The organism is Pseudomonas sp. GNP012 (assembly GCF_054343835.1).
In genome coordinates, this window is record NZ_JBTGUU010000001.1 from 5,344,599 (window position 1) to 5,361,286 (window position 16,688).

Genomic DNA, 16,688 nt, shown 5'->3' on the forward strand with positions numbered 1-16,688 from the left:
GACTTCTACCTTTCTTAAAGCGACGAGTATTTCTTGCGCAGACGCTGACGAATCAGTTCCGCGAGGGTGTTCATGACGAAGGTGAACAACAGCAGCACCAGCGCCGAGAGGAACAGCACACGGTAGTGGCTGCCGCCGACTTCCGACTCCGGCATTTCCACCGCGACGTTGGCGGCCAGTGTGCGCAGGCCTTCGAACAGGTTCATTTCCATGACCGGGGTGTTACCGGTGGCCATCAGCACGATCATCGTTTCACCGACCGCACGGCCCATGCCGATCATCAACGCCGAGAAGATGCCCGGGCTCGCGGTGAGGATCACCACGCGAGTCATGGTCTGCCACGGCGTGGCACCGAGGGCCAGGGAGCCCAGGGTCAGGCCACGCGGCACGCTGAACACGGCGTCTTCGGCGATGGAATAGATGTTCGGGATGACCGCGAAGCCCATGGCCAGGCCGACCACCAGGGCGTTGCGCTGGTCGTAGGTGATGCCAAGGTCGTGGGAGATCCACATGCGCATGTCGCCGCCGAAGAACCAGTTCTCCATGAACGGGCTCATGTACAGCGACAGCCAGCCCACAAACAGGATCACCGGAATCAGCAGCGCACTTTCCCAACCGTCCGGGACTTTCAGGCGGATTGACTCAGGCAGGCGGCTGAAGGTGAAACCGGCGACCAGAATGCCGATCGGCAGCAACATCAGCAGGCTGAAGATGCCCGGCAAGTGTCCTTCCACATAGGGTGCGAGGAACAGGCCGGCGAAGAAACCGAGGATCACCGTCGGCATCGCTTCCATCAATTCGATCACCGGCTTGACCTTGCGGCGCATGCCCGGGGCCATGAAGTACGCGGTGTAGATTGCAGCGGCAACGGCCAGTGGAGCGGCCAGCAACATGGCGTAAAACGCGGCTTTCAGGGTACCGAAGGTCAGCGGTGACAGGCTCAGCTTGGGTTCGAAGTCGGTGTTGGCGGCGGTCGATTGCCAGACGTATTTAGGCTCGTCGTAGTTCTCGTACCAGACCTTGCTCCACAACGCACTCCACGACACTTCCGGGTGCGGGTTGTCGAGCAGCAGCGGATGCAGCTTGCCGCCGGCTTCAACGATTACGCGGTTGGCGCGAGGCGACAGACCGAAAACGCCCTGGCCCTCAGCGACTGGTTCCACCAGCAAGGTGCGGTGGGCAGTGCTGTGGAACACGCCAAGCTTGCCGGAAGCGTCCAGGGCAACGAAGCCCTTGCGGCGCTCTTCGGCGGTGATTTCAACGATCGGCGTAGTGCCCATCTGGAAGGTGCGGATCTGCTTCAGGCGTTGTTCGCCATCGGGATCGCGGGCCATGAACCACTGGGCCAGACCACCTCTGGAATCACCGATGATCAGCGAGATGCCTCCCACCAGCTGGGTGCTGGCGGTGACTTGCGCTTCACCGTCTTCAAGCAGTTTGTAGCGACCGTTGAGGCTCTTGTCGCGCAAGCTGAACACGTCGGCCTGGGCACGCCCGTTGATCACGTACAGCCACTGCTGACGCGGGTCGACGAAGATGCTCTTCACCGGCTCGGTCATCTGCGGCAGGTCGATGCGCTTCTGCTCGTTGGTGACTTCGCCGGTCATCATGTTCTCTTCGCTGGTCAGCGACAGAACATTGAGTTGCGAACCGGTGGAGCCCACCAGCATCAGGGTCGAATCGTTGGCGTTGAGGCTGACGTGCTCCAGCACACCGCCGGCTTCGTTCACCGAGATTGGCGCTTCGCCATACGGGTACTCGACGGCCGGGGTAATGGTCTTCTTGCCTTCCGGGTAGCTGACCTTATAGGTGTGACGGAACACCAGTGCCTGACCGTTGGACAGACCCACCGCCACCAGCGGGTGGCCTGGCTGGTCTTCACCGATGGAGGTCACGGTGGTGCCGGCCGGAACCGGCAAATCGACGCGCTTGAGTTCGGCGCCACTGTCGATGTCGAAGAACAATGCCTGGCCCTTGTCGGAAACCCGCATCGCCACCTGGTTCTGCTCTTCCAGGGAGATCATCAGCGGCTTGCCGGCGTCTTGCATCCAGGCTGGCGTAATAGCGTCCTTGGCGGTCAGGCTGGCACCCTGGAACAGGGGCGCGACAATGTAGGCAAGGAAGAAGAAGATCAGTGTGATGGCTGCCAGCACCGCCAGGCCGCCGATAAGGACGTACCAGCGGGTGAAGCGATCCTTGAGCGCGCGGATGCGACGCTTGCGTTGTAGCTCAGGCGTATTGAAGTCAATTCGCTTGGGGGGATTAGTAGTCATGTTGGAATTGGCCAGATCATTCATGCGCACACCCTAGCGATCCTGTATGACAGAAAGATGACAATGCAGTGACGCAACAAATCCGCCGCTGGCGGTAACCAGCAGTGGATAGAGAATTAGAGGTGTATGGGGGCGACTCCTGCCGCCCCCATGTGAGTCCGAGGGGTTCACCTCGGACTCAATTTGTTACTTTTTTGCGACTTCAGCGCCGCCTTCCGCGAGACCCAGGTCAGCCAGAGCTTTTGCAGCAACCTTGGCTGGCAGTGGGATGTAGCCGTCTTTCACTACAACTTCCTGGCCCTGTTTCGACAGAACCAGTTTCACGAACTCGGCTTCCAGCGGAGCCAGAGGCTTGTTTGGAGCTTTGTTGACGTAAACGTAGAGGAAACGCGACAGCGGGTACTTGCCGTTCAGGGCGTTTTCTTCGGTGTCTTCGATGAATTCACCGCCATCTTTCTTGGCCAGGGCAACGGTTTTCACGCTGGCAGTCTTGTACCCGATGCCCGAGTAGCCGACGCCGTTCAGCGAGCTGCTGATCGACTGCACAACCGAAGCCGAACCTGGCTGTTCGTTGACGTTTGGCTTGAAGTCGCCTTTGCACAGGGCTTCTTCCTTGAAGTAGCCGTAGGTACCGGATACCGAGTTACGACCAAACAGTTGAACTGGCTTGTTGGCCAGGTCACCGGTCACGCCCAGGTCACCCCAGGTTTTGACATCGGTCTTGGCGCCGCACAGACGAGTCGAGGAGAAAATCGCGTCGACCTGAGCCATGGTCAGACCCTTGATAGGGTTGTCCTTGTGCACGAATACGGCCAAGGCGTCCACGGCAACCGGAATTGCGGTCGGCTTGTAGCCATACTTGGTTTCGAAGGCTTGCAGCTCGTTGTCCTTCATCTTGCGGCTCATCGGGCCCAGGTTAGCGGTGCCTTCTGTCAGCGCAGGTGGCGCGGTAGAAGAACCGGCGGCCTGAATCTGGATGTTTACGTTCGGGTATTCTTTCTTGTAGTTCTCAGCCCAGAGGGTCATGAGGTTGGCCAGGGTATCGGAGCCGACGCTGGACAGGTTGCCCGACACACCAGTGGTCTTGGTGTAGCTCGGGATAGCAGGGTCAACAGCGGCAACCGCGTTGGCAGTCGCAACGCCAGCAGCGACAAAAGTCATTGCCGCCATCAAACGCTTCAGTTTCATGCCTTACTCCTAGCAGATAGGGTGTGTTAAGTCGGGGCCAAGTATCAGCAGGCCGTGTGAACACTCTATGGCTGAAATATGACAATTGGATGAAAGGCCAGTATTTGGATTTTTTGCAGGATGATTCGCGTCGCCTGCATTCGCGAGCAAGCCCGCTCCCACAGTTGACCGCGTTCCTTCAGGAGAAATGCGATCGAAGGTGGGAGCGGGCTTGCTCGCGAAGGCGTCAGTGCAGTCGCTGAGAAAGGCCGCTTAGCGCCCTTTTTTCCAGAGATATGCCCCCACCAGAATCCCGACCCCGCACAGCACCGCCACGTAGTAGGCCGGCCCCATCGGGCTTTCCTTGAGCAGCAGACTGACGATCATTGGCGTCAGACCGCCGAAAATGGCGTAGGCCACGTTATAGGAGAACGACAGGCCACTGAAACGCACCACTGGCGGGAACGCCTTCACCATCACGTACGGCACCGCACCGATGGTGCCGACTAACAGACCCGTCAGCGCGTACATCGGAAACAGCCAGTCCGGATTGTCAGCCAGGCTGTGGTAGAAGGTCCAGGAGCTGGCCAGCAACGCAGCGCAGCCCAGGACGAAGACTCGCCCTGCGCCGAAGCGATCCGCCAGCGCGCCGGCGATGATACAGCCAAAGCTCAGGAAGACGATCGCCAGGCTGTTCGCCTGCAAGGACGTGGTTGGCGAGAAGTGATAGACCGTCTGCAACACAGTCGGGGTCATCAGGATCAACACCACAATGGCGGCAGACAGCAGCCAGGTGAGCAGCATCGAAATGGCGATGGCGCCACGATGGTCACGCAGCACCGCGCGCAGCGGCACCTCTTCGGCCAGGGCCTTGCGCTGTTGCAGCTCGGCGAACACCGGGGTTTCGTGCAGCCAGCGACGCAGGTACACCGAGAACAGTCCGAACACGCCGCCCAGCAGGAACGGGATCCGCCAGGCGTAATCCGACACTTCCACCGGGGTATAGAGGCTGTTGATCGCCGTGGCGACCAGCGAGCCGAGCAGGATGCCCGCCGTCAGACCGCTGGTCAGGGTGCCACAGGCGTAGCCGATATGACGCTGCGGCACGTGTTCGGAAACGAAGACCCACGCCCCCGGCACCTCACCGCCAATGGCCGCACCCTGGATCACCCGCATCAGCAGCAACAGGATCGGTGCCCACATGCCGATCTGCGCATAGGTCGGCAACAACCCCATGATCAGGGTCGGCACGGCCATCATGAAAATGCTCAGGGTGAACATTTTCTTGCGGCCCAGCAGGTCGCCGAAATGCGCCATCACGATGCCGCCCAGCGGCCGTGCCAGATAGCCGGCGGCGAAGATGCCGAAGGTTTGCATCAGGCGTAGCCACTCAGGCATGTCCACCGGGAAGAACAGCTTGCCCACCACCGTGGCGAAGAACACGAAGATGATGAAGTCGTAGAACTCCAGCGCGCCGCCCAGGGCAGACAGAGATAGTGTCTTGTAGTCGTTGCGGGTCAGCGGACGTGCGGGTTGTTCTGGCTGCGCGATGCTCGAGGGCGCTGTGGTCATGGCAAGGGCTTCTCTTATAGTCGGATCTGCAACCTCAACAACGCTGGTTGAGGTCTGGGCAGGTCCGGCACGATAGCAAATTGTTCGAAAAAGCACATAGAGGTGCGTTTTTGACGGTCAAAATGAGAACCGGACGGTCGTCGCGGAGTCTACCGACCGATATACTCGCAGCCTTGCTCCGGTTTTTGAGGGTTGCTGTGCGAAAACGCCTGTCAGGTTCATAGGCGATTTCGCAGAGTTTCCCTTTAGGCGCCTTATGGAAAACGTGACGAACGCAGTATGTTCGGTGCTGAATCGTTTTTCCCGAAGACGGCTACCACCAGCAATACCAACGAAGAGTCACGGGTCAGAGGCACCCCCGGCATGATAGAGCTCGAACAAGAAGATCCGATCCCGCAAGGCGACCTGGCCCTGCAAATCACCGCGCTCCCTCGCGAAACCAACGGCTTTGGCGACATTTTCGGCGGCTGGCTGGTGGCGCAGATGGATTTGGCAGGCACTGCGATGGCCAGCAAGGTCGCCGGCGGGCGCGTTGCCACCGTTGCAATCGACCGCATGGCATTTCTGGTTCCGGTGGCGGTGGGCGCTCAGCTTTCCTTTTATACCCAGGCCCTGGAAATCGGCCGCAGCTCGATCAAGATGATGGTCGAGGTCTGGAGCGACGATCCACTGTCCAGCGAGTGGCGTAAAGTAACCGAAGCGGTGTTTGTGTTCGTTGCCATCGACGGCAGCGGTCGTACCCGCTCGGTTCCGCCCAGGGCTCGATAAAGAGTTTCTAAACCTGGTAGCCGTTTTGCGGTCGATAGTCGTCCACGTTACTGATCGAGAGCTGTCCCATGAGCACGCCCAATGTTGAAGCCGTAAAACTGGATGAACTGAACTGCTGGCGCATCCGCCACGGTCAGGCTGAATTACTGGTGGCCCAGCAAGGTGCGCACATCCTCAGCTATCAGCTGGCTGGCCAGCCGCCGCTGATCTGGCTCAACGACGAGGCCGTCTTCAAGACCGGCAAGAGCATCCGCGCCGGCGTACCGGTGTGCTGGCCGTGGTTCGGTGCCTTCGACCGCAACCCGCAAAGCGTCAAGGCGATGCGTGTCAGCAATGATGCGCCGTCGGCTCACGGCTTCGTGCGAGCGATGGATTGGGAACTGGGTGGCATCGAAGCCGAAGGCGAAAGCCTGAAGGTCGAATTCCTCCTGCCCTACCCCGAAGGCGGCTTTCCTGGCTGGCCGCACCAGGTGGATTTGACTATGACCATTCGCCTCGATGAGCAATTGCACATCCAGCTGACCAGCCACAACCGGGGCACTGATACCGTCAGCATCAGCCAGGCGCTGCACAGTTACTTTGCCGTCAGCGATGTGCGCGAGGTGCACGTCGAAGGTGTGGACCGCCTCAACTACATCGAAACCCTGGATAACTGGAAAACCGTCACCCAGACCGGTGATCTGCGTTTTACCGGCGAGACCGACCGCATCTACCTCGACGCCCCGCCACAGTTGTGCATCGTCGATCCAGCCTGGGAACGGCGCATCGTACTGACCAGCAGCGGATCGCGCACGGCAGTGATCTGGAACCCGTGGATCGACCGCGCCGCTGCGTTCAGCGACATGGCCGACGACGGCTGGCAGCGCATGCTGTGCATCGAGACGGCGAATGTGATGGGCGATGTGGTGACGCTCGCAGCAGGTGCTAGCCACACCTTGGGTGTCAGCATCGGTAGCGCGCCGCTCTAAGTAACACCTGAAACCAATGTGGGAGCGGGCTTGCTCGCGAAAGCGGTGTATCAGTCAGCATTGATGGCGACTGACACTCCCTCTTCGCGAGCAAGCCCGCTCCCACATTTATATTTCTACAAGTCTGACTCTTTCACCACCCGCACCTTCTGCGCATCCAGCGCATACGCCGCATCCGCCAGGTCATTGCTGACCTTTTCGATTTTCAGCGTACCGGTGACCCACAGCGGCGTGTAGATATCATCCAGCTTCAAACCCTTGGGATAGCGCACCAGCACCAGTTGGTTTGGCGGCGGTGGCGGCACATGGATGCAGGCACCCGGGTACGGCACCAGGAAGAACAACGTACTGCGGCCTTGGGCGTCTGACTCCAGAGGCACCGGGTAACCACCAATGCGGATGCTCTTGTCGTTCATCGAAGCAACGGTCTTGGTCGAGTACATCACCGCCGGCAAGCCTTTGGCCTGCTTCATCCCGCCCTTGTCGGTGAAGGTGCCATTGGCTTCAGGGGAGTCGTGGTCGATTTCGGGCATGGCCTCGAGGGCCTTCTGGTCCGACTTGGGCATCAGTTCGAGCCAATCGGTCTCCGGCAGTTCGCCGGCATGGGCAAAGCCCGTACCCAGTAAAACAAGAGTCAGCAAAAGACGGCGCATGAAAGTGCTCGGCAATGGGAAGAACAGGAAACGCCGAACATTCTAGCCCTCCCGACCGGCTTGGCGGAGAGGGCTTTATCGTCTGGATCAGTTCTTTTTGATCAGTCCGTAGATCACCAGCAACACAACAGCGCCCACCAGCGCCCCGATGAAGCCTGCACCTTGGCCAGCCTGATAGATGCCCAGGGCTTGGCCGCCATAGGTGGCCGCCAGCGAACCGCCGATACCGAGCAGGATCGTCATGATCCAGCCCATGCTGTCATCGCCCGGTTTCAGGAACCGAGCCAGCAGACCGACGATCAAGCCGATAAAGATGGTTCCGATTAATCCCATGGCATTCTCCTCTCAATGAAGTAGCTATCCGAAAGCCTAGTCAGACTTTCGCAACCTGCCATGAGAGAACGGCGCAACCCGAAGGTTCCGCCATTGCCAGATAAAACTATTCGGCGATCAGTGCTTGAACCTTTAGGATCTGTGCCGCCAGCGTCTCGCGGTCTGCACAACGCAGGTTGGCGTGACCGACCTTGCGGCCGACCTTGAACGCCTTGCCATAGTGATGCAGGTGGCAGTCAGCGATGGTCAGGACCTTCTCGCTCTCTGGCACTGTGCCGATGAAGTTGAGCATCGCGCTTTCGCCGACCTTGGCCGTCGAACCCAACGGCAGACCGGCAACGGCCCGCAAGTGGTTTTCGAACTGGCTGCACTCAGCGCCTTCGGTGGTCCAGTGCCCGGAATTGTGCACGCGCGGGGCGATTTCGTTGGCCTTGAGGCCACCGTCGACTTCAAAGAACTCGAACGCCATCACGCCGACGTAATCCAGCTGCTTGAGCACACGGCTGGAGTAGTCTTCGGCCAGGGCTTGCAACGGGTGATCGGTGCTGGCCACGGACAGCTTGAGGATGCCGCTTTCGTGGGTGTTGTGTACCAGCGGGTAGAAGCGGGTTTCACCGTCGCGGGCACGCACGGCGATCAAGGAGACTTCACCGGTGAACGGCACGAAGCCTTCCAGCAGGCAGGCCACGCTGCCCAGCTCGGCAAAGGTGCCGACCACATCTTCAGGGGTGCGCAGGACCTTCTGGCCCTTGCCGTCGTAACCCAGGGTACGGGTCTTGAGCACCGCCGGCAGGCCGATGGAGGCCACAGCGGCGTCCAGGTCGGCCTGGGACTGGATGTCGGCGAACGCCGGGGTAGGAATCCCCAGGTCCTTGAACATGCTCTTCTCGAACCAGCGGTCGCGGGCGATGCGCAAGGCTTCGGCGCTCGGGTAGACCGGGACGAATTGCGAGAGGAACGCGACGGTTTCCGCCGGAACGCTTTCGAACTCGAAAGTCACCAGATCGACTTCATCGGCCAGCTGGCGCAGGTGATCCTGATCGCCGTAGTCGGCTCGCAGGTGTTCGCCCAACGCGGCTGCGCAAGCATCCGGCGCCGGGTCCAGGAAAGCGAAGTTCATGCCCAGCGGAGTGCCCGCCAACGCCAACATGCGGCCCAACTGGCCGCCACCGATTACACCGATCTTCATCGTCAACAACCTCAGGCGATGCGTGGGTCTGGATTTTCCAGGACGCTGTCTGTCTGCTCAGCACGGAAGGTTTTCAGCACCGCATGGAACTGCGGGTGCTTGGCGCCAAGGATACTCGCCGACAGCAGCGCTGCGTTGATCGCACCGGCCTTGCCGATGGCCAGGGTGGCAACCGGAATGCCTGCTGGCATCTGCACAATGGAAAGCAGCGAATCAACGCCCGAAAGCATTGCGGACTGAACGGGTACGCCCAGCACTGGCAAGTGGGTCTTGGCTGCACACATGCCTGGCAAGTGGGCCGCGCCACCGGCACCGGCGATGATCACCTCGATGCCCCGTGCTTCGGCCTCTTCGGCGTACTGGAACAGCAGGTCCGGGGTGCGGTGGGCAGAAACCACTTTCACCTCGTAAGGGATGCCGAGCTTTTCCAGCATATCGGCGGTGTGGCTAAGGGTGGACCAATCGGACTTGGAGCCCATGATCACGCCAACCAGTGCACTCATCGTCGTGCCTCTTCTCTCTGGGCGCCCGCAGGCGCATCAAAAAACAACAAGCCACGCAGGATGCGTGGCTTGATTGTACGAATTATGGCCAGTCGTAACCGGCCGAAGGCCGCGCAGTATACCTCAATGAAGCCAATAAACAGCCCCTGTTGCGACCATCTGTCATCTGCCGCAAAGCGGCGGTTTTATTGACTCTGAGGTCAATGGAACACACCGCGAATCCCTTGTGGGAGCGAGCCTGCTCGCGAATGCGGTGGTGCAGTCGACATCGACATTGACTGTCCTGACGCTTTCGCGAGCAGGCTCGCTCCCACACTGGATCTTCATCGACCTCAGGTACCGGTCGTGCCCTGCGCCGCGCCACCTTCGAGTTTGCGCCAGAGCAATCGTACGTTGGCCTTGCGCACCAACGCGCAGCGATACAGGCGAATCTCCAGCGGTACATGCCATTGCGGGCCGCCGCAGACCACGAGTTCACCACGGGCCAGTTCGGCGCGCACACTGAGCTGCGGCACCCAGGCAATGCCCAGGCCTTCCAGGGCCATGCTTTTCAGGCTGTCGGCCATGGCGGTTTCATAGATGGTGGTGAAGCGCAGCGCCCGTTGGCGCAGCAGCATGTTCACCGAGCGGCCGAGAAATGCCCCGGCACTATAAGCCAGCAGCGGTACGCTGGCTTCGCCTTCCAGATCGAACAGCGGCTTGCCGTCGGCGTCCGCCGCGCAGACCGGCAGCATTTCGGTGTGGCCAAGGTGCAGGGAGGGGAAGATTTCCGGGTCCATCTGCATCGCGGCGTCCGGATCGTAGAAGGCCAGCATCAGATCGCAACCGCCTTCGCGCAAGGCATGCACCGCGTCGCCGACGTTGGTTGCCACCAGTCGCGTGGCGATGTTCAAGCCTTCGTTGCGCAACTGCGCAATCCACCGCGGAAAGAAACCGAGCGCCAACGAGTGTGCGGCCGCCACCTGCATCACTTCGCCCTGCCCGCCTTCCAGATGATGCAGATGGCGCAATACTTCGCCGAGTTGCTCGACCACGGTGCGTGCCGTGACCAGAAACAATTGTCCCGCCGCCGTCAGTTCAATCGGCGTACGCGAGCGGTTGACCAGAGTCAGCCCCAACGCCGCCTCCAGGCTGCGGATTCGCCGGCTGAACGCCGGTTGCGTCACGAAGCGCCGTTCGGCTGCCTGGGAGAAGCTGCGGGTGGCAGCCAGGGCACTAAAGTCCTCCAGCCATTTGCTTTCCAGATTCATCACGTCCTCCCGGACACGCACCAATTTAGGTCACACGCTCGCCGTCAAGCCGGCGTCACACGGGCATTATGCCGAATGTGCATAGGCTAGTGTTTAACAGCATTGGCCCAAAATCCTGCACAAGCCTAGCATTCACAGCGTTCCGGCACAGCCCGGGTCCATATTGAGATGATTTCTATCATGTCCTCCGCTGCATCATTCCGCACAGAAAATGACCTGCTTGGCGCCCTCGAAGTACCGGCTCAAGCGTATTACGGTATCCAGACCCTGCGAGCGGTGAACAACTTCCGCCTTTCGGGCGTTCCGATTTCGCACTACCCGAAACTGGTTGTCGGTCTGGCCATGGTCAAACAGGCCGCTGCTGACGCCAACCGTGAGCTGGGTCACCTGAGCGAAGCCAAGCACGCTGCCATCAGCGAAGCCTGTGCACGTCTGATCCGCGGCGACTTCCACGAAGAGTTCGTGGTGGACATGATTCAAGGCGGCGCTGGCACTTCGACCAACATGAATGCCAACGAAGTGATCGCCAACATCGCGCTGGAGGCCATGGGTCACCAGAAAGGCGAATATCAGTACCTGCACCCGAACGACGACGTGAACATGGCGCAGTCGACCAACGACGCCTACCCGACGGCGATCCGTCTGGGTCTGTTGCTGGGTCACGACGCCCTGCTCGCCAGCCTCGACAGCCTGATTCAGGCGTTCGCAGCCAAGGGTGAAGAATTCAACCACGTCCTGAAGATGGGTCGTACCCAGCTGCAAGACGCCGTACCGATGACCCTGGGTCAAGAGTTCCGTGCGTTCGCCACCACCATGGGCGAAGACCTGGCCCGTCTGAAGACGCTGGCCCCGGAACTGCTGACTGAAGTGAACCTGGGCGGCACCGCGATCGGCACCGGCATCAACGCCGACCCGCGCTATCAGGCCTTGGCTGTACAGCGCCTGGCCCTGATCAGCGGTCAGCCGCTGGTTCCGGCAGCCGACCTGATCGAAGCTACCTCCGACATGGGCGCCTTCGTGCTGTTCTCCGGCATGCTCAAGCGTACCGCGGTCAAGCTGTCGAAGATCTGCAACGACCTGCGTCTGTTGTCCAGCGGTCCACGCACCGGCATCAACGAGATCAACCTGCCAGCGCGTCAGCCAGGCAGCTCGATCATGCCAGGCAAGGTCAACCCGGTTATTCCGGAAGCCGTTAACCAAGTGGCCTTCCAGGTCATCGGTAACGATCTGGCGCTGACCATGGCGGCCGAAGGCGGCCAGCTGCAACTGAACGTGATGGAACCGCTGATCGCTTTCAAGATCCTCGATTCGATCCGCCTGCTGCAACGCGCCATGGACATGCTGCGCGAGCACTGCATCGTCGGCATCACCGCCAACGAAGCACGCTGCCGTGAACTGGTCGAGCACTCGATCGGCCTGGTCACCGCGCTGAACCCGTACATCGGCTACAAAAACGCCACCCGCATCGCCCGTATCGCCCTCGAAAGCGGCCGCGGCGTGCTGGAACTGGTGCGCGAAGAAGGTCTGCTCGACGAAGCCATGCTCGCCGACATCCTGCGCCCGGAAAACATGATTGCTCCGCGTCTGGTGCCCCTGAAGGCCTAACCCGACGCGTTACTTGTAGCACCGCTCACCAGGTCGAGGGACTAGACACCTCTCACCTTTTGAGGGCTTGGAGATCATTCTCCAGGCCCTTTTTTTTAACCGTTTGCCAGTGAAAACCGTATGTCTGGGGACTGACCAATGTGGGAGCGGGCTTGCTCGCGAAGGCGGCGGCACATTCAACAATGATGTGTCTGATACACCGCTTTCGCGAGCAAGCCCGCTCCCACCCAGAGCAGCTCCCACATAGCCTGACAGCAAAAATGTCAGGTGTTTCAACGGCTTCGTTTCACCGCATGCACCACAACCGTGCAGACGGACGGCACTGTCATCGGTATAGTGCCGCCCCTCTTCGCGTGAGCGGTCGTCGGTAGCGAGACCACAACCCATGCGAAACCCGAACTAATAACAAACCCGCGATATGGAAACCGGGACGAACTTCGAACCGCCCGTTGTGCCGTGCGCCCACCGGTGTAACTCGATGTGTCTGCCCGGCAAGCATTTGCCAACACAAAAAACAGCGAGGAATAATCCATGCTCGAAGTCATTAACGACTTCCTCTCAGGGAAAGTACTGATCGTGCTCATTGTCGGGCTCGGTAGCTACTTCACGATCCGCTCGCGTTTCGTTCAATTGCGTCACTTCTTCCACATGTTCGCGGTGTTCCGCGACAGCCTCAAAAGCAGCGCGGGGCAACTCAGTTCATTCCAGGCCCTGATGCTCAGCCTCGCCGGCCGCGTCGGTGCGGGCAACATTGCCGGTGTCGGCATTGCCGTGACACTCGGCGGGCCTGGCGCGGTGTTCTGGATGTGGGTGACCGCACTGGTCGGCATGTCCAGCAGCTTCTTCGAATGTTCCCTCGGTCAGCTGTACAAGCGCACTGACTCCGACGGCACCTTCCGGGGCGGCCCGTCCTACTACATCCAGCACGGCCTGCAGAAACGCTGGCTGGGCATGCTCATGGCGTTCCTGTTGCTGGTGACGTTCGGCTTCGCCTTCAACGGCCTGCAAGCGCACGCCGTGACGCACTCGCTGAACAACGCGTTCGGCCTTGATACCACTTACACCGGCATCGGTCTGGCCGTGCTGCTGGGTCTGGTATTCATCGGCGGGATCAAGCGTATCGCCAAGGTTGCCGACCTGTTGGTGCCGGTGAAAACCCTGGTGTATATCGGCGTGACCATCTACGTGATCGTGCTGCAGTTCGACCAGGTACCGGGCATGCTGATCACTATCGTCAAGAGCGCCTTCGGTCTGGACCAGGCCTTCGGCGGCCTGATCGGCAGCGCCATCGTCATGGGTGTGAAACGTGGTGTGTTCGCCAACGAAGCAGGCCTGGGCAGCGCGCCGAACGTGGCGGCTGTGGCGGCGGTCGAGCACCCGGTGGCGCAAGGCGTGGTTCAAGCGTTCAGCGTGTTCCTCGACACCTTCGTGATCTGCACCTGCACCGCGCTGCTGATCCTGCTTTCGGGTTTCTACACCCCGGGCTTCGAAGGCGACGGCATTGCCCTGACCCAGAACTCGCTGGCCGCCGTGGTTGGTGACTGGGGTCGGATGTTCATCTCCGTGGCCCTGGCGTTGTTCGTATTCACCTCGATCCTCTACAACTACTACCTGGGCGAGAACAACCTGCGCTTTCTGATCGGTGAAAACCGCAAGGCGCTGATGGGCTATCGCGCGCTGGTACTGGTGCTGATCTTCTGGGGCGCCATCGAAAACCTCGGTACCGTATTTGCCTTCGCCGACATCACCATGACCATGCTGGCGTTCGTCAACCTGATCGCGCTGTTCCTGCTGTTCAAGGTCGGCATGCGCATCCTGCGTGACTACGATGACCAGCGCGCCGCTGGCATCAAGACGCCGGTGTTCGACTCCGCGAAGTTCCCGGACCTGGATCTGGATCGCCAGGCATGGCCGGCCAACCCGCCAGCCGCCGCGCAGAATCAGGCTGAGCCGCAAGGCGTGACCGCAGCGCAACGCTGATCGGTTAAAGTGCACAATCCCTTGTGGGAGCGAGCCTGCTCGCGAATGCGGACTGACATTCGAAATTGATGTCGACTGATACACCGCTTTCGCGAGCAGGCTCGCTCCCACAGGAACTCACCGTTCTCGGAGCACCTCCATGAATTCGTCGACCTACCCTGCCGCCCAGCACGTCATGGTGCTCTACACCGGCGGTACCATTGGCATGCAAGCCAGCGCCAACGGCCTTGCGCCGGCGTCCGGTTTTGAAGCGCGGATGCGCGAATACCTGCACAGCCAGCCCGAACTTGTCGTGCCGCAGTGGCGTTTTCGCGAGATGTCGCCGCTGATCGACAGCGCCAACATGACCCCGGCGTACTGGCAGCAGTTGCGTGAAGCGGTGGTCGATGCGGTGGATGTTCAGGGCTGCGACAGCGTGCTGATCCTGCATGGCACCGACACGCTGGCCTACAGTGCCGCCGCCATGAGCTTCCAGTTGCTCGGCCTGCATGCCCGCGTGTGTTTTACCGGTTCCATGCTGCCGGCCGGCGTCACCGATAGCGATGCCTGGGAGAACCTCGGGGGCGCGCTGGTTGCACTGGGTCAGGGCCTCGCGCCGGGTGTGCATCTGTACTTCCACGGCGAACTGCTGGACCCGACCCGTTGCGCCAAGGTTCGCAGTTTTGGCCGTCATCCGTTCAAGCGCCTGGAGCGTCAGGGCGGTGGTGTGAAAACCACTTCGCTGCCAACAGCGTTGAACTACAACCAGGCAAAACAACTGGCGAAGGTTGCCGTGTTGCCGCTGTTCCCTGGCATCGCTGCCGAGATCCTCGATGGCCTGCTCGACAGCGGCATTCAAGGCCTGGTACTGGAGTGCTACGGCAGCGGCACCGGGCCGAGCGACAACCCGGAGTTCCTCGCCAGCCTCGGCCGTGCTCGGGATAACGGCGTGGTAGTGGTCGCGGTGACGCAATGCCACGAAGGCGGGGTTGAACTGGACGTCTATGAGGCCGGCAGTCGCTTGCGCGGTGTCGGTGTGCTGTCCGGTGGCGGCATGACCCGTGAGGCGGCGTTCGGCAAGTTGCATGGGTTGTTGGGGGCGGGGCTTGAAACGGACGAAGTCCGTCGGCTTGTCGAACTCGACCTTTGCGGCGAACTGAGCTGACAAAACACAAAACCTGTGGGAGCGGGCTTGCTCGCGAAGACGACGGCACATCCAGCATTGATGTGACAGGCCGACCGCTTTCGCGAGCAAGCCCGCTCCCACAGGGGTCGTCGGCACACAACTTGCTCCGCATTCCAGCATCCCAAGGCTGGAAGTCCTCATGCTCCACTCCCACCTCACCACCCTCAATGCCGTCTCCCTGGTACTTGATGCCTTCAAGGCACAAGGCTTGTCCAGCGAAGCGCTGCTGGCCGGCAGCGGCATCAGTGCGGCGGATCTGAACCGGGCCGACACGCGCATCACCACCAATCAAGAAATGCAGGTCTGTGCCAACGCCGTTGCCCTCAAGCGCGACATCGGCCTGGAACTGGGTCGGCGGATGCACGTTTCCTGCTACGGCATGCTCGGTTACGCCCTGCTCACCAGTGCCACCTTCGGTGACGCATTGCGGCTGGCGATACGCTATCCGGCGCTGCTGGGAACACTTTTCGAGCTGAGCCTGGAGGACGACGGCGAGCGCATCTGGTTCGCCGCCGCCGATTACCGCGAGAGCCCGGCCATGGCGGTGTTCAACGCCGAGTTCTGCCTCGTATCGCTGAAAGTCACCTGCGACGACCTGCTTGGTCATCCCCTGCCCTTGCTCGGCGCACGCTTCGAACATGCCGCGCCCGACTACGAGCCGAGCTACGCCGAACACTTCAACTGCCCGCTGGATTTCGGCGCGCGCAACAATGCCTTCGCCTTCGACAAACGCTGGCTCGACCAGCCGTTGCCGCTGGCCGATGTCATCACTCATCAAGCCATGGCCGAGCGCTGCCGCAAACAGAACATCGAGTTCACCGGACGTCAGGCATGGCTCGGACGGATCCGCCAATTGCTCAGCGCGCAATTGAATGCGGCGCCGGGGCTGGAGGGCCTGGCCGAGCAGATGAATTGCTCGGCGCGGACCTTGCGTCGGCATCTCAAGGACATGGGCTGCAGTTATCAGGAGTTGCTAGACGAATTGCGCTTCGAACAGGCCAAGCAAATGCTGTGTGAGGATCAATTGCCGATCTACCAGATTGCCGAGGCGCTGGGCTTCAGCGAGACCGCGAGTTTTCGCCATGCGTTCGTGCGCTGGAGCGGTGTGGCGCCCAGTCAGTTTCGGCCACACGGATAACCCTGTGGGAGCGGGCTTGCCCGCGAAGAGGCCGGTACAACCGATACAGCTCCATTGGCTGGAACACCGCTTTCGCGGGCAAGCCCGCTCCCACAGGTTTAGCATTTCATGCACTCACCCGGAA

The 16,688-nt window shown here is 60.7% G+C and carries 14 protein-coding genes; 6 read left to right on the forward strand and 8 right to left on the reverse strand.

Features of this window, described 5'->3' with window-relative positions; all coding sequences use genetic code 11:
• Positions 1-14: 14 nt before the first annotated feature.
• From ACXX83_RS24300 to ACXX83_RS24310, 3 genes are all read right to left on the reverse strand, one after another.
• Complete coding sequence (locus tag ACXX83_RS24300; RefSeq protein WP_458550228.1) at positions 15-2,048, reverse strand: ABC transporter permease subunit; 2,034 nt, start codon at positions 2,046-2,048, stop codon at positions 15-17.
• Between the two features lie 411 nt (positions 2,049-2,459).
• A complete protein-coding gene (locus tag ACXX83_RS24305; RefSeq protein ID WP_015097393.1) occupies positions 2,460-3,461 on the reverse strand; it encodes a phosphate ABC transporter substrate-binding protein PstS in 1,002 nt (333 codons plus the stop codon).
• Between the two features lie 252 nt (positions 3,462-3,713).
• Entirely contained in the window at positions 3,714-5,012 is a 1,299-nt protein-coding gene (locus ACXX83_RS24310) for an MFS transporter (RefSeq protein WP_458549785.1), read from the reverse strand.
• Between the two features lie 363 nt (positions 5,013-5,375).
• Here ACXX83_RS24310 and ACXX83_RS24315 point away from each other — a divergent pair, with 363 nt between their 5' ends.
• Positions 5,376-5,780 carry an acyl-CoA thioesterase gene (locus ACXX83_RS24315; RefSeq protein ID WP_007942704.1) on the forward strand — a complete coding sequence of 135 codons (405 nt, stop codon included), beginning with the start codon at positions 5,376-5,378 and terminating at the stop codon, positions 5,778-5,780.
• A 68-nt stretch (positions 5,781-5,848) separates the two neighbouring features.
• Entirely contained in the window at positions 5,849-6,748 is a 900-nt protein-coding gene (locus ACXX83_RS24320) for a D-hexose-6-phosphate mutarotase (protein ID WP_458549786.1), read from the forward strand.
• Between the two features lie 116 nt (positions 6,749-6,864).
• Here ACXX83_RS24320 and ACXX83_RS24325 read toward each other — a convergent pair whose 3' ends face one another.
• The 5 genes from ACXX83_RS24325 to ACXX83_RS24345 form a co-directional block, all read right to left on the reverse strand.
• On the reverse strand, positions 6,865-7,401 hold the full coding sequence (locus tag ACXX83_RS24325; protein ID WP_458549787.1) for a DUF3299 domain-containing protein: 537 nt from the start codon (positions 7,399-7,401) through the stop codon (positions 6,865-6,867).
• A gap of 87 nt (positions 7,402-7,488) precedes the next feature.
• Positions 7,489-7,734, reverse strand: a complete 246-nt coding sequence (locus ACXX83_RS24330; RefSeq protein ID WP_458549788.1) for a GlsB/YeaQ/YmgE family stress response membrane protein — start codon at positions 7,732-7,734, stop codon at positions 7,489-7,491.
• A 106-nt stretch (positions 7,735-7,840) separates the two neighbouring features.
• A complete protein-coding gene (locus ACXX83_RS24335; protein ID WP_458549789.1) occupies positions 7,841-8,923 on the reverse strand; it encodes a 5-(carboxyamino)imidazole ribonucleotide synthase in 1,083 nt (360 codons plus the stop codon).
• Positions 8,924-8,934: 11 nt separating this feature from the next.
• Positions 8,935-9,426 (reverse strand): 5-(carboxyamino)imidazole ribonucleotide mutase, encoded by a 492-nt coding sequence (purE, locus tag ACXX83_RS24340; RefSeq protein ID WP_007971731.1) that lies wholly within the window; start codon positions 9,424-9,426, stop codon positions 8,935-8,937.
• Positions 9,427-9,758: 332 nt separating this feature from the next.
• Positions 9,759-10,676: a LysR substrate-binding domain-containing protein gene (locus tag ACXX83_RS24345; RefSeq protein ID WP_458549790.1), complete on the reverse strand. Its 918-nt coding sequence runs from the start codon at positions 10,674-10,676 to the stop codon at positions 9,759-9,761.
• Positions 10,677-10,856: 180 nt separating this feature from the next.
• Here ACXX83_RS24345 and aspA point away from each other — a divergent pair, with 180 nt between their 5' ends.
• From aspA to ACXX83_RS24365, 4 genes are all read left to right on the forward strand, one after another.
• On the forward strand, positions 10,857-12,281 hold the full coding sequence (gene aspA, locus ACXX83_RS24350) for an aspartate ammonia-lyase (protein ID WP_003229645.1): 1,425 nt from the start codon (positions 10,857-10,859) through the stop codon (positions 12,279-12,281).
• A 531-nt stretch (positions 12,282-12,812) separates the two neighbouring features.
• Positions 12,813-14,261 (forward strand): alanine/glycine:cation symporter family protein, encoded by a 1,449-nt coding sequence (locus tag ACXX83_RS24355; RefSeq protein WP_015097402.1) that lies wholly within the window; start codon positions 12,813-12,815, stop codon positions 14,259-14,261.
• A gap of 139 nt (positions 14,262-14,400) precedes the next feature.
• Positions 14,401-15,405: an asparaginase gene (locus ACXX83_RS24360; protein ID WP_458549791.1), complete on the forward strand. Its 1,005-nt coding sequence runs from the start codon at positions 14,401-14,403 to the stop codon at positions 15,403-15,405.
• A 160-nt stretch (positions 15,406-15,565) separates the two neighbouring features.
• Positions 15,566-16,564 (forward strand): AraC family transcriptional regulator, encoded by a 999-nt coding sequence (locus ACXX83_RS24365; RefSeq protein WP_407800752.1) that lies wholly within the window; start codon positions 15,566-15,568, stop codon positions 16,562-16,564.
• Positions 16,565-16,688 lie beyond the last annotated feature (124 nt).